The following is a 13,083-nucleotide window of genomic DNA, read 5'->3' as shown; positions in this document are numbered from 1 at the left end:
CTTAGCCTGTGATTTGAGGCATCTAGGCTGTTTTCTCACTCGGCTCCGATAATTTGAGCCACCAAGATTTTCAAATGAGCATTATTTTTGATATAATGACAGATAATTTAGGAGTGTGCTAGAGAGCCAATAGTTGTGCTGGTTTATCTGAGAGTGTTAGCTACAAGCGGTTAATGACTTTAAAAATATTCCCACATATACAACTTGAATAGTTTGAGGGTCTGCTGTGAATACAACTGACAATAGAAATCCAAGACTAGAAACACTTAGACTTCAAAACACTGTCTTACAAGAAAATATTTTAATGGTGGACGACCATCCAGAAAGCTTGCGGCTTTTATCCCAGCTTTTGTCTAAGCGGGGATATAAAGTGCGGCCGACACGAGATGGTAAATTGGCTCTTAACTTTGCTCTGTCGAATCCACCAGATTTGATTTTGCTGGACATCATGATGCCCGGTATGGATGGCTATCAAGTCTGCGAACAGCTAAAAGCTTGTCCGCAAACCAAAGATATTCCTGTGATTTTTATTAGCTCTTTAAATGAAGTTTTTGATAAAGTCAAAGCTTTTTCTGTGGGGGGTGTAGACTACATTAGTAAACCATTTCAAACAGAAGAAGTGGTGAGCCGCGTCGAAAATCAACTACTTCTGAGCCGCCTTTATAAACAAATTTTAGCACAAAATGCGCGGCTTCAAGCAGAGATAGAAGAACGCAAGCGGATCGAAGCAGAGCTCCGAGACAGCCAACGCTGGCTGTCGGCAGTAATTCAAACACATCCTAATCTTTTGTACGTTTCCGATTTGATTGAACAGCGAACTCTGTATATCAACCGCGAAATCTATAGCGATATTGGCTATTCTTTTGAAGAAATCCCGCAGATGGCAGGAGGATTTCTTCCTAACTTAATACATCCTGAAGATTTGCCAGGATTCTCAGAACACATGAGGAGGATTGAGGCAGCAAAAGACGGTGAAAGCTTTGATTTTGAGTACCGAATTCAGCACAAAAATGGTGAATATCGCTGGTTTGTTAGCGTGGATACAGTGTTTGCCAGAACAGCCGACGACAAACCTTGGAAAATTTTGGGAACGGCTACTGAAATTAGCGATCGCAAACAAGCAGAACTAGAACTTAAAACAGCTTTAACTGCTTTGGAACGGCAAATAAAACAAAGATTTCTGCTAGAAACAATTACTCTCGAAATTCGATACAGCTTAAATCAAGAGCAAATTTTTCAAACAGCGACTGCTCAAATAGGTCGAATTTTTAATGCCGATTGCTGCTTGATTCACACCTATACAGAAGACCCAGTTCCCAGAATTTCTAATGTCGCTGAGTACAGAAAAACAGCCTCTCAATCGTTTTTAGATTTAGAAATTCCCATACAGGGCAATCCTCACGTTGAGTTTTTATTGTCCCAAGATCAAGCTGTAGCTTCTGACGATGTTTTTTCCGAACCCCTGCTAGAAAACGTCCGAGATTTGTGCTGTCAAATAGGTTTGAAGTCGATGATATCCATCCGCACTTCCTATCAGGGAAAAGCCAACGGAATGATATGCTTGCATCAGTACGATCGCCCCCGCCACTGGACGCAGGATGAGATCAGATTATTGAGCGCTGTGGCGGCACAGATGGGAATTGCGATCGCTCAAGCCAATCTTCTCGAACAAGATAAACAACAGCGACTTAAACTTCAACAAAGCGAAGCTAGTCTAGCAGCAGCCCAGAAAATTGCCCATATCGGCAGTTGGGAATTTGATTTAGTCACCAATAAAATTACTTGGTCAGAAGAAGTATTCCGCATTTTTGGTCTTGACTCAAGTGCAACTGAACCGACATCTGCCAAACTTTTAAAGATGTGTCATCCCGACGACAGAGAATTATTGCAACAAACAGTCAGCCTAACTATCTCACAAGGCATTGCCTACAAAAGAGAGTTTCGTTTTTTGCATCCTAGCGGTCAAATTATATACGTGGAAGGAAGGGGAGAAGCTGTTTTTAGCGAAACCGGGGAAGTATTAAAACTGTTGGGAACAGTGATGGATATTAGCGATCGAAAACAAGCTGAAGCAGCTTTGCAAATTAGCGAAGAACGTTTTTATCTGGCATTTGAAGGCAGTGCGATGGGATTGTGGGATTGGAATCTGGCCACGGGAGAAGTCTATTTTAATCCGCGCTGGAAAACGATGCTGGGATATGAAGTAGAAGAAATAGCCAATAGTTTTGCATCCTGGGAGAAACTGGTACATCCAGAGGATTTGTCTCCGGCTAAAGCAGCGCTAACTGCTCACCTAGAAGGCCAAAATCCTACTTACGAAGTGGAATTTAGGATGCTGACAAAATCCGGTGAGTGGAAGTGGATTTTAGCTCAAGCAAAGGTGATGGAACACGACGCTTCGGGAAATCCTTTACGGATGACGGGCACGCATATTGATATTAGCGATCGCAAACAAGCCGAAGTAGAGTTGCAATTTAGCGAACAGCGAGAACGAGAAAAAGCGCAACAGTTAGAACAAACTCTGGCAGACTTAAAAAAGGCTCAATCTCAGCTTATTCAAGCAGAAAAAATGTCAAGTATCGGGCAAATGGTAGCGGGAGTAGCCCATGAAATTAATAACCCGATCAGCTTCATCTACGGCAATATTATTCCCGCCGCACAGTACGCTCGCGAGTTGGTAAAATTGCTCCAGCTCTACCAGCAATACTATCCCGAACCAGTTCCTGAAATAGCCCAAGAATTGGCAGAAGTCGAGGTGGATTTTATCGCTGAAGATTTCCCAAAAATCCTGGCTTCAATGCAAGAAGGTGCTAACCGAATTAAGCAGATAGTGCTGTCTTTGCGAAACTTTTCGAGACTCGACGAAAAAGAGTGCAAAGTAATAGACATTCATGAAGGGATAGAGAGCACTTTGGTGATTTTGCAGCACCGATTCCAGTCACAGCCAAAACGTCGGGAAATTCAAGTTATTAAAAATTACGGGAACCTGCCCAAAGTCGAGTGTTATCCGGCTCAATTAAACCAAGTATTTATGAATTTGCTGGTGAATGCGATCGACGCTATGGAAGAGTCATCAACAAACTGTACTTGCAAAGTTCATCAGATTCGCATTGTTACTGAAGTCAGCAGCGAAAATCAAGTGTGTGTGCGGATTTCTGACAGCGGACCCGGTATCCGTCCCGAAGTTCAGTCAAGGATGTTTGACCCATTTTTTACTACCAAACCGATCGGCACCGGCACTGGTTTGGGGTTGTCGATTAGTTACCAAATTATTAAAGACACCCACGGTGGTAAGTTGGAGTGTCATTCAGAAGTTGGCCGGGGAACAGAATTTGCGATCGAACTGCCGATTTCGCAAAAGTTGAAACTTAAAAGTTAGGATAAGCTGTTAAATCATGGGGGGTAAATTAACCATAATTCTTGTAGGGGCCGGTTCACCAACCATCTATAATATAAGCCAGAGATGAGCCTAAACCCGGCCCGAACGTAAGACTGGGGGCAATTGCAACGAATATCATATTAATCGTTTATCAGAACCTATTTTAGAGTGCGTCATAACCTGACATTTTCTCCAGTATTTCCTGCGAACTGTCTGTCATTTAGTGTAATCTCATCTTAAACATGATATAGTAAAGAGTTAGCCTTTTGAGGCTCCAGACGTTGCGCTGCTAAAATTAGTAGTGAATATTACAGTTGCTATTATACAAACTCTGTCAACATACGTCTGCTGTAGCGTCTACCACATTTTAACTGAATTATGACTGACTCAATTCGCTTCCTCATGTGTGCTCCCGACCACTACGATGTGGATTACGTGATTAATCCGTGGATGGAGGGCAACGTACACAAATCATCGCGCGATCGCGCCGTCGAACAGTGGGAAAAACTTTACCACGTCCTCAAAGACAACGCTGTGGTAGACCTCGTACCGCCCGCAAAAGGTTGGCCTGATATGGTTTTCACCGCCAACGCAGGCTTACTTTTAGGCAATACCTTCGTCCTCAGCCGTTTCTATCACAAAGAACGCCAAGGCGAAGAACCCTATTTCAAAGCATGGTTTGAAAGCAAAGGTTTCACCGTGCACGAACTCCCGAAAGACTTGCCGTTTGAGGGCGCTGGCGATGCTTTGCTCGATCGCGAAGGACGCTGGTTGTGGGCCGGATACGGCTTCCGTTCCGAACTCGACTCGCACCCGTTACTAGCAAAATGGCTCAACATTGAAGTGCTTTCGCTGCGTTTAGTTGACGAACGTTTCTATCACCTAGACACCTGTTTTTGTCCTCTGACAGGCGGCTATTTGCTCTACTACCCAGCCGCATTTGATTCCTACTCAAACCGCTTAATTGAAATGCGGGTACCACCAGAAAAACGCATTGCCATTGAAGAAGCAGATGCCGCTAACTTTGCCTGCAATGCCGTCAATATTGACAAAATTGTGGTAATGAACAAGGTTAGCGAAGCCTTGAAAACTCGCATCACTAATGTCGGTTTTCAAGTAATTGAAACGCCGATGAGCGAATTTCTGAAAGCGGGCGGCGCCTGTAAGTGCTTGACACTACGGGTAACGGAACCTGTGCAAGAAGATGGAGCGCCAAACGTGATGGTAGAAAGCCGCACAATTCGCATGGAAGGTCACTTGCTCGATGCTGGTTTAATCAGCCGCGCTTTAGACTTAATTATCGAAAACGGCGGCAGTTTCCAAGTGCTCAATTTCAATTTAGGAGAGCAGCGGCAAAGCACATCATCTGCGGACGTTAAAGTTTCGGCTCCTTCCCATGATGTGATGGAAGAAATCATGGGACTGCTGATTGACTTGGGTGCAGTGCCCCCGCCGCAAGAGATTTGCGACGCTATTTTAGAACCGGTAGTGCAAGATGGCGTCGGCCCGGATGACTTTTATGTGAGTACGATTTATCCCACAGAAGTGCGGGTAAATAACCAGTGGGTGAAAGTGCAAAATCAGCGGATGGACGGTGCAGTTGCTATTACTGAAACTGCCGATGGTCCAGTGGCTAAATGCAAATTACTGCGAGATTTAAAAGTAGGTGAAAAAGTCGTTGTAGATGTAGTGGGTATCCGCACCATCCGCAAAACAGAATCGCGGGAACAGCGCAATTCTCAAGAATTCAGCTTTATGTCGGGCAGCGTTTCTAGCGAGCGCCGCGTAGAATTGGTGGTGGAACAAGTAGCGTGGGAATTGCGCCAAATTCGCGATCGCGGTGGCAAAGTTGTAGTTACGGCGGGGCCTGTTGTTATCCACACCGGCGGTGGCGAACATTTAGCGCATTTGATTCGCGAAGGTTACGTACAAGCGCTGTTAGGCGGAAATGCGATCGCGGTTCACGACATGGAACAATCGAATATGGGAACCTCTTTAGGGGTTGACATGAAACGCGGTATTGCTGTGCGCGGCGGACACCGACATCACTTGAAAATAATTAACAGTGTGCGACGTTACGGGAGTATTGCAAAAGCTGTAGAAGCAGGCTTGGTTACTAACGGTGTGATGTACGAGTGCGTGAAGAACAATATACCGTTTTCCCTAGCAGGTTCGATCCGGGATGACGGCCCGCTTCCTGACACGCAAATGGATTTAGTTAAAGCTCAAGAAGAATATACTGAGCTGTTACGCGGTGCGGATATGGTGTTAATGCTGTCGTCTATGCTGCACTCAATTGGTGTGGGAAATATGACGCCGGCGGGTGTGAAGATGGTCTGTGTGGACATTAATCCGGCGGTGGTGACGAAATTGAGCGATCGGGGTTCGATCGAGTCTATTGGAGTTGTTACGGATGTGGGATTGTTCCTGAGTTTGTTAGTGAATCAATTGGATAAGTTGACTAGCCGCCATCATGTAACTCAATCTGTTTAGATGTAGCGCGAAATCGGCGGTTGAAACCCGGCGGAAATCTCCCCTAGGGCGTGTTTTCTTGACCCGGAGATCCCCTAACCCCCCTTAATAAGGGGGGGCTGGAAGCAGTCAAAGTCCCCCTTTTTAAGGGGGATTTAGGGGGATTGAGACTAGGCTACAACCCTGAGTTAGAGTACGAAATTCCTATAAATGTTGAGGCTAACAGCAATGGTACAGGAATTAATAGACCTCAGAAATTGTATTTTAGAAGGCAGGAAGGAAGATGCTCTAGCAATTGTCGATGAATTAGAGGGCATGAGCAAACAAGCAACTCTGCGAAATATCGGGTCTTTTTTACTGATTCTGCTAATCCACCTAATTAAAAATCAAGTAGAACAGCGTTTAACAAATTCTTGGGCCGCTTCTATTGCAAATTCTGTCCGAGGTATTAAAAAGCTCAATCTCAAAGATAATAAAACATCCTACTATATCAATTCCTCGGAGTGGGAGCCTTTTATAGAAGATGAACTAGAAGCGGCTATTCGTGAGGCTAGCCGGGAAGTGTTGGAAGGAAAGTTAAGCCGTGCTCAACTCAATCAAAGAGTGGACAGAGAGCAAATTATGGCGATCGCAACTGGGCTACTGTCTTTGACCTACACTTATTCTAGAGGTGAATTCGAGGATGCGATCGACGAATATTTGTCCCAGTTGCCTGGGGGTGAAGAGTGGAGTTGAGAAAGTCAAAAATAGAAAAGGCATTGCTGTAGAAGAGTGAGGGTAATAAACGATTTGTGCGATCGCACCCTATAGAAAGCTATTCGTAAATCAAAGCGTGGCTGGGGTGGGTTTACTGGCTATTTCGCGCTGGTTTACGTATTTGGGGAATTCGCCCCTAAATCGGCTGCAACTTTAGATATTGCAATAAAAAACCTCAGACCCGCAAGCCTGAGGACCGGAGTTCCTGAAAATCGTCACTTCTTATTATTGTCGCCAACAAACAGCACAACATACAAGAGGGGTGTAACCCAGCACGGCAGCTTGTAGCAGACAAAAATTGCTTCGTGACTCGGAAGGCGAAAGCAATTTTTAATTCAACACTTCACGAAAGCAAAACAATTATTCTCGCTATTTTCCGATCGGGGTTGATCATGTTGCTTTAGGATGGGAGTCTGTCCTCGATCGCAATATAAGGCTCACCGTGAGTACCCGTATATATTTGAGTCGGGCGGTAAATGCGGTTTGCCTCTAGCTGTTCCTTCCAGTGGGCCAACCAGCCAGCAACACGGGCGATCGCAAAAACCGGTGTAAATAAGTCGATCGGAATTCCCATTTTTCGGTAAACCAGACCCGAATAGAAATCTACATTTGCATAAATTCCTTTGTGACCCAATTTCTCCTCAACCACTTCTTCCAACTCGACAGCTATGTCGTAATAATCGTCGTGACCGAAGTTCTCAAATAACTGTTCTGCTAACCCTTGGAGAATAGTTGCTCTCGGATCTTTCACCTTGTAAACTCGGTGACCGAAACCCATGATTTTGTCCTTATTTGCAACGCACTTCTCGACAAAAGGCCGCACGTTTTCTACCGAACCAATTTGCTCCAACATATCAATCACTTCTTCATTAGCTCCCCCGTGCAGCGGCCCCGCCAAAGTGCCAACTGCTGAAGCAATTACCCCGTAAGGGTCTGTCAGCGTCGAAGCTGTTACCATTGCCGAAAATGTAGAGGCATTAATTGTATGTTCAGCGTGGAGAGTCAGACAACTGTCAAAAATGCTAGCTAACAGCGGATCGGGTTCTTGCTCGTTGAGCATATAAAGAAAGTTAGCCGAGTAGTCCAAGTCATCCCTCGGCCGCACCGGGTCATTTCCCCGTCGCATTTGCTGGAACGCTGCTACCATTGTGGGAATTTTAGCTAGCAGCCGCACTACAGCTTCTCGAATGTATGCTGGGTTAGCCAGAGCTCTGCGGGAGTAGAACAAGCCCAGGGCGGCCGCTGAAGCTTGCAGGGCGTCCATGGGATGTCCTCTTTCTGGAAAGCATTTCATCATGTCCCGGATGCGATATTTGATCCGGCGGTGATAGCGAATTTCATGCTCGAAAGCTTCGAGTTCTTCCTTTGTCGGAAGTACCCCCCAGATTAATAAATACGAAGTTTCGAGAAAGGAACTTTTCAGTGCCAGTTCCTCGATGCTAATCCCGCGATATTCCAGCAACCCTTTTTGTCCATCGACGTAGCTAATGCTGGACAAGGTGGCGGGAACACCTTCTAAACCTGGTTTGAATTCGCCGACGACCATTGCGATACCGTTTTGTGTGAGTTCAATCTACTAAAAGTACATTACCAGAAACGAAGATAGTGTCACAGTCTTGACAGATAATCATTTAATTGGGGTTCAGAAACCGGGTTTTTCAACACGCCAGCCCGATCGCACCGCTGCGTATTGTCGCCCCTCAAACCCGGTTTCGCCGTCCCAGAATGCCGTTTTAAGACTGCTGGCGCGTCCTGTTAATGTCGGGGCAGTTCCCTGTTTCTAGTGCAGCAAAAACTTGGGCGCAGTTAGCCAAAACATTTGGCTGCGGCCCACTGGGGAGCCTGTTTCGGGGAGGATTAAGCCGATGATACCTGCTTTTTTGAGAATCAGGGCGTCTTGCGATCGAGCCCAAAGCAAAGTTTCTGCCCAGTGGCCTAAGTCTGGTTGGTGGCCCACCAGGGCCAAGCTGCGGCTACCTATTTCCTGCCACTGTTTGTACCACTCCAGCCAGTTCCCAATGTCTCCTGAAGGTGCAAGGGTGGCGGATTCTTCTATTTGGGAACTCAAACCGACTGTTTGCAGGATTTGGGCGGTTTGCTGCGCCCGCAGTAGGGGACTGGTGAGAATCAGGTCAAACTGAATTTCGAGTTCGTACAGGCGTTGGGCAATTTTCCTGGTTTTACGATCGCCCTCTTTAGTCAGCGGGCGTTCTGAGTCTGTATCATATTCTTCGGGTGCGGCTGCTATACCGTGGCGGATCAGATAAATAACCATATATCAATACTTCCAGGCATTTTATCCCGTTTTTATAGGAGCAATCTAGGATATACCTACTTTTTGCCTATTCTACAACTGTATTGAAATCTGGCGTTGTCATCGGGTTTGCGCTTCTGTAGCGATCGCGCCCTTGTCGTTTCGCATCATATAATGCTCGATCGGCGAGGGCAATGAGTTCATCCGGTGATGTTTCCGCAGTGGGAATCACAGTTGCAATTCCCATACTAACGGTCACGATCGCACTCACATCAGATTGCTCGTGAGGGATTGCCAAATTTCGGATTGCCTGACGCATCGACTCAGCAACCGCAAGCGCCCCCGCAGCATCCGTACTCGGCAGGATAGCAGCAAATTCTTCGCCCCCATAGCGCACAAACAAATCGCTAGAACGTTTAACCGAGCCAGCAGCAGCTTTCGCCACTTGCACCAAACAAGTATCTCCAGCTTGATGTCCGTAGCAATCGTTATATCGCTTGAAATAATCTACATCCAACATAATCAACGAAAGCTTTTGTTTCCCCTGCATCAGTCGGTGCCATTCCGACTGCAATCGCTCATCAAAACAGCGGCGGTTTGCTACTTGTGTTAACCCATCTGTCGTAGCAATTAATCTTTCTTGTTCCGCCCGGTGTCTTAACATCTCCTCGGCCCGCCTGCGTTCTGTAATATCAGCAAAAGTCGTCACTACTGCATAGGGTTGAGACTGATTGAGATGGAACAGCGGTTGAGAATTAATCGAAATCCAAGTCAGAGTTTGATCCGATTTGTGAATGCCCATCACCACATTTGATACGGGTTTTCCCGTCCGTAGGGTGATCATTGCCGGATGCTGTCCGCCAGGGAAGGGGGAGCCATCTTCCCGAACGGTTCGCCAGTCTAAATCTATGGATGTACGCCCCATCATTTGTTCGGGGGTCAGTCCGAGAATCCTTCCGGCACTAGCATTACAGGTAGTAATTTGTCCGTCTGCTAGCTGAAGTACGACGCCTTCAGTCATGGTTGTAATCACAGAACGATACCGTTCCTCGCTCTCCTGCAATTGACTCAGGAGAATGTTTTTAGCATCAAACTCTGAAGCCAGATGCAGGCTGCTTGCCAAAAACCCCGCCATCAGTTGTAAGGTATGAATATCTGACTCTGTAAAGGCACAGGGTGTAGCTGAAACAACTTTTAAGACGCCAACCCGATCGTCCTGATAGAACAAGGGAACAACCACCAGTGACCGGATACCAATGCGCTGACAGGCAGACTGCTCCACCCGTGCATCGGTTTGTGAATCATCGCAAAGCATGATTTGGCCTGTCGCAATACATTTTCCCGATAAACTTGTCTCTACTTTGATCCGTAATCCAACATAGGCACTGGCGATACCGCTCGCTGCCCGATACACCAACTCATCCCCTTCCAGCATTTCAATCACTGCTCCATCGGCACCGAGCGATTTTTGAGTTCGATCGGTAATCACCGCCATCACTGCATCCAGGTTAGGATTGGGGGTGGCAATTTCCTGTTGGGTGGCAATCACCACAGCCAGACGCTCGAACTCTAGTTGCAGTGCTGCTTCTGCTTGCTTGCGATCGGTGATATTTTTCATAAAGCAGTGATGCCCGATCAATCGCTCCTGCGAGTCGTAGGCTGCCAACATCACCCATTGGTGGTAAAAAATCGAGCCATCTTTCCGAATACCCCGCGCCTCAACCTCCACTCTGCCCTCGGCTAGCATTTTTTGATAAGCCGCCATCATGCTGTCGCAGTCTTCGGGATGAACTGTTTTCTGCCAATTCATACCAACCATTTCTTCAGGCTGATAACCTGCTATATTCGCGTAGGCTTGATTAACGGTGAGGTACCGTCCGAAAATATCCAGCCGCGAGATGCCCTCAACTGCATTAGCAAGAGCTGTACTCAATTCTCTGAGTTCTGTTTCTGCCTGAACAATATCCGTAATGTCTTGGGATGTACCAAACAACCGAATGACTTTTCCCTCTGCATTGAGTTGGACCTGTCCTCTGGCTTCGGTATGGCGGATAGAACCATTCGGGCGCACGATTCTGAGGCGCAATAGATAAGGCTGCCCATGAGTGAGCGCTCGTTGAACTACCAGGTGTAGCTGTTTGGCACTTTCGGGATGGTAAAGCCGCAGGTTTTCTTCATAAGTAGGTTCGCCTAGGGCGCGGTCGCGTCCCACAATCTCGAAGAGTTCGGGAGACCAGGTAATTTTACCCGTATTTACGTCCCATTCCCAGTTACCGATGTGGGCAACCCGCTGGGCTTCTGACAACCGGGTTTCACTCTTTTGCAGGGCTGTTTCTGTCTGCTGGCGGTCGGTAATGTCCTTTTCGTTCACGAGCAACATCGGGTTGCCTGTTACCGGGTCGTTGGTACACCGCACGTCCATCCCATGCCAGCGAATTCCCGCCAGAGTAATCACTTGAGCCTCCGTGCTAAATACCTCACCGGACTGAAGAACTGCCATTGCTCGCTCTGCTACCTGAGAGTCAACAAAGTGACTCACAAAAGCATTATCTGTCGCAGAGCCACGGTGCAGCGCCTCCCCGTAACAGCGCAAGGCCGCCGGGTTTTGCAGCAGCGGCACACCTTCGAGGGTGTATAGCGAAACCATCAGCGTGGTGTGTCGGATTGCCTCGATCGATCGCAGGGTTTCCGGTTCGATTTGAGGAGCGGTTTCGACCTTACCCTCGACCAGGATTGCCAAACGCCCGCTATCAATCCTGATGCCAGAGCACCGACACCCGACAGAAACAGGCTCACCGGCCGGGTAAAACGTCCACTGTTCGGACAAGGTTTGGCCTTGCTCAAACTGCTGGAGATAGCTCTGCAAGCGAATCCGAGTAGACTCTGATAACATATCCCTAAAGTTGTGGCTCGCGAGTTGCTGCCGCGTGGAAGCACCCCACAGGTACAAAGATGCTTGGTTTGCCCACCGCATTTGCCAATGCTCAATATCAAATATCCAGATCGGGTTTTGCAATAAGTCAAAGGCTTTGAGGTGGACAATATCGCCGCTCAGGGAAGAGGCAAACTCTGGTTGTAGACAATTTTGATGATTGACTCTGGGCGCGCTTTCTGTATTGGGATCAGTTTGATTCGGTTCTGTTTCGAGTTCCGGCCGTTGATTTGGCCCCAGCACCGGGCGATAAGATTCCAAGTGCCACATCTTCAACCCGATGTGCATTGCAACCTGTTGCAGGATCTGAACCTCGAGAGGTTCCCACTGACGCGGACTTCGGCAGTGATGAGCAATCAACAGTCCCCAAAGCTTCGGAGATTGCTGCTGTTGGCCATCTAGCAAGATTGGCGCAACTAAATTGGCCTGAACTTGGATGTGTGCGAGCAATTCGACATCACAAGCTTGAAAATCACCAGCGTGAATATCAGAAATGCTGCTCGTTTGTCCCTGGCTGTAACGATCTACCCAGGTGGCATCAAAGCAAGGATCATAAATCTGTTTTCCTAGGGTTGGCGGCCACTGGGCATCAACCGATTCTGCAAATACTACGCCATCTCTATGCGATAGGAAGCGATAAATAATTACGCGATCGGTTTGCAGCAGCACCCTGGTTTCTTCTAGCGCACATTGCAAAATTGTCTCCAGAGCCACGAACTCGTTGATTTTAAGTGCAATTTCTGAAACTTTTTCTATGCTTTTCTCTAACGACCAAGAGAAAGTCTGTTTTGTAGACATCTCCGTGTTCCTTGTTTTTTTTAGCTATTTTCTACTATCCTAACCCGCAGCAAATAAATATAATAATTTGTTTGAAATTGTAGGAATCGCTGCCTGGGCTTAGAAAAAAACCATTTTTATGTGACAAGCAAAACTTTTTTGAATGCTACCATTCCTTTTTTTATGTCATTTAGCCAAGGGTTTAGGTTGTTTGGTATCAATTTTGATTCTTTTCAAGCGTTTTTTTACTAATTATTATCTAAAGTTGCCTGCACCAACTATAACAAATTGTGCTTGATTTAGCGAAAAACACTAAAATATCAAAAAATAAACCTTGTATAATTGTTAAAAATCAAGAATTATTATGGATTTAGTAAACTACAATACTTCGGACAGTTTTATATCTAATCGAGTGTCCGAAACCCAGACTGGCTATATGGTGGACTATTATTTCAAGGTTTAAGTCCAGCCCTAAGTTTCCTAAAATGCGTTAAAAATGGCAGGGCTTTCTCT

The 13,083-nt window shown here is 46.5% G+C and carries 6 protein-coding genes; 3 read left to right on the top strand and 3 right to left on the bottom strand.

What is annotated here, in order from left to right; genetic code table 11:
- Nucleotides 1-226 precede the first annotated feature (226 nt).
- The 3 genes from NDI35_RS21240 to NDI35_RS21230 all read left to right on the top strand — a co-directional run bounded on the left by NDI35_RS21240 (nt 227) and on the right by NDI35_RS21230 (nt 6,586).
- A complete protein-coding gene (locus NDI35_RS21240) occupies nt 227-3,379 on the top strand; it encodes a PAS domain-containing protein (RefSeq protein WP_445314465.1) in 3,153 nt (1,050 codons plus the stop codon).
- Between the two features lie 378 nt (nt 3,380-3,757).
- The gene (argZ, locus tag NDI35_RS21235) at nt 3,758-5,872 is read left to right on the top strand and encodes a bifunctional arginine dihydrolase/ornithine cyclodeaminase (protein ID WP_445314464.1); all 2,115 of its coding nucleotides are present in this window, start codon (nt 3,758-3,760) and stop codon (nt 5,870-5,872) included.
- 207 nt (nt 5,873-6,079) lie between these two features.
- Nucleotides 6,080-6,586: a DUF29 family protein gene (locus NDI35_RS21230; RefSeq protein WP_445314463.1), complete on the top strand. Its 507-nt coding sequence runs from the start codon at nt 6,080-6,082 to the stop codon at nt 6,584-6,586.
- Between the two features lie 421 nt (nt 6,587-7,007).
- Here NDI35_RS21230 and NDI35_RS21225 read toward each other — a convergent pair whose 3' ends face one another.
- From NDI35_RS21225 to NDI35_RS21215, 3 genes are all read right to left on the bottom strand, one after another.
- Complete coding sequence (locus tag NDI35_RS21225; protein WP_445314462.1) at nt 7,008-8,153, bottom strand: citrate synthase; 1,146 nt, start codon at nt 8,151-8,153, stop codon at nt 7,008-7,010.
- Nucleotides 8,154-8,387: 234 nt separating this feature from the next.
- Nucleotides 8,388-8,882 (bottom strand): phosphohistidine phosphatase SixA, encoded by a 495-nt coding sequence (sixA, locus tag NDI35_RS21220; protein WP_333370599.1) that lies wholly within the window; start codon nt 8,880-8,882, stop codon nt 8,388-8,390.
- 67 nt (nt 8,883-8,949) lie between these two features.
- A complete protein-coding gene (locus NDI35_RS21215; protein WP_445314461.1) occupies nt 8,950-12,591 on the bottom strand; it encodes a diguanylate cyclase domain-containing protein in 3,642 nt (1,213 codons plus the stop codon).
- Nucleotides 12,592-13,083 lie beyond the last annotated feature (492 nt).

The organism is Microcoleus vaginatus FACHB-2002 (assembly GCF_040004035.1).
GTDB lineage: Bacteria > Cyanobacteriota > Cyanobacteriia > Cyanobacteriales > Microcoleaceae > Microcoleus > Microcoleus vaginatus_C.
This window is presented reverse-complemented; position numbering and strand designations above follow the sequence as displayed.

Excerpts from the sequence above, each read along its gene's own strand:
- sixA (WP_333370599.1), bottom strand. The coding sequence starts at position 8,882 with ATGGTTATTTATCTGATCCGCCACGGTATAGCAGCCGCACCCGAAGAA.
- NDI35_RS21215 (WP_445314461.1), bottom strand. The coding sequence starts at position 12,591 with ATGTCTACAAAACAGACTTTCTCTTGGTCGTTAGAGAAAAGCATAGAA.
- argZ (WP_445314464.1), top strand. The coding sequence starts at position 3,758 with ATGACTGACTCAATTCGCTTCCTCATGTGTGCTCCCGACCACTACGAT.
- NDI35_RS21225 (WP_445314462.1), bottom strand. The coding sequence starts at position 8,153 with ATGGTCGTCGGCGAATTCAAACCAGGTTTAGAAGGTGTTCCCGCCACC.
- NDI35_RS21230 (WP_445314463.1), top strand. The coding sequence starts at position 6,080 with ATGGTACAGGAATTAATAGACCTCAGAAATTGTATTTTAGAAGGCAGG.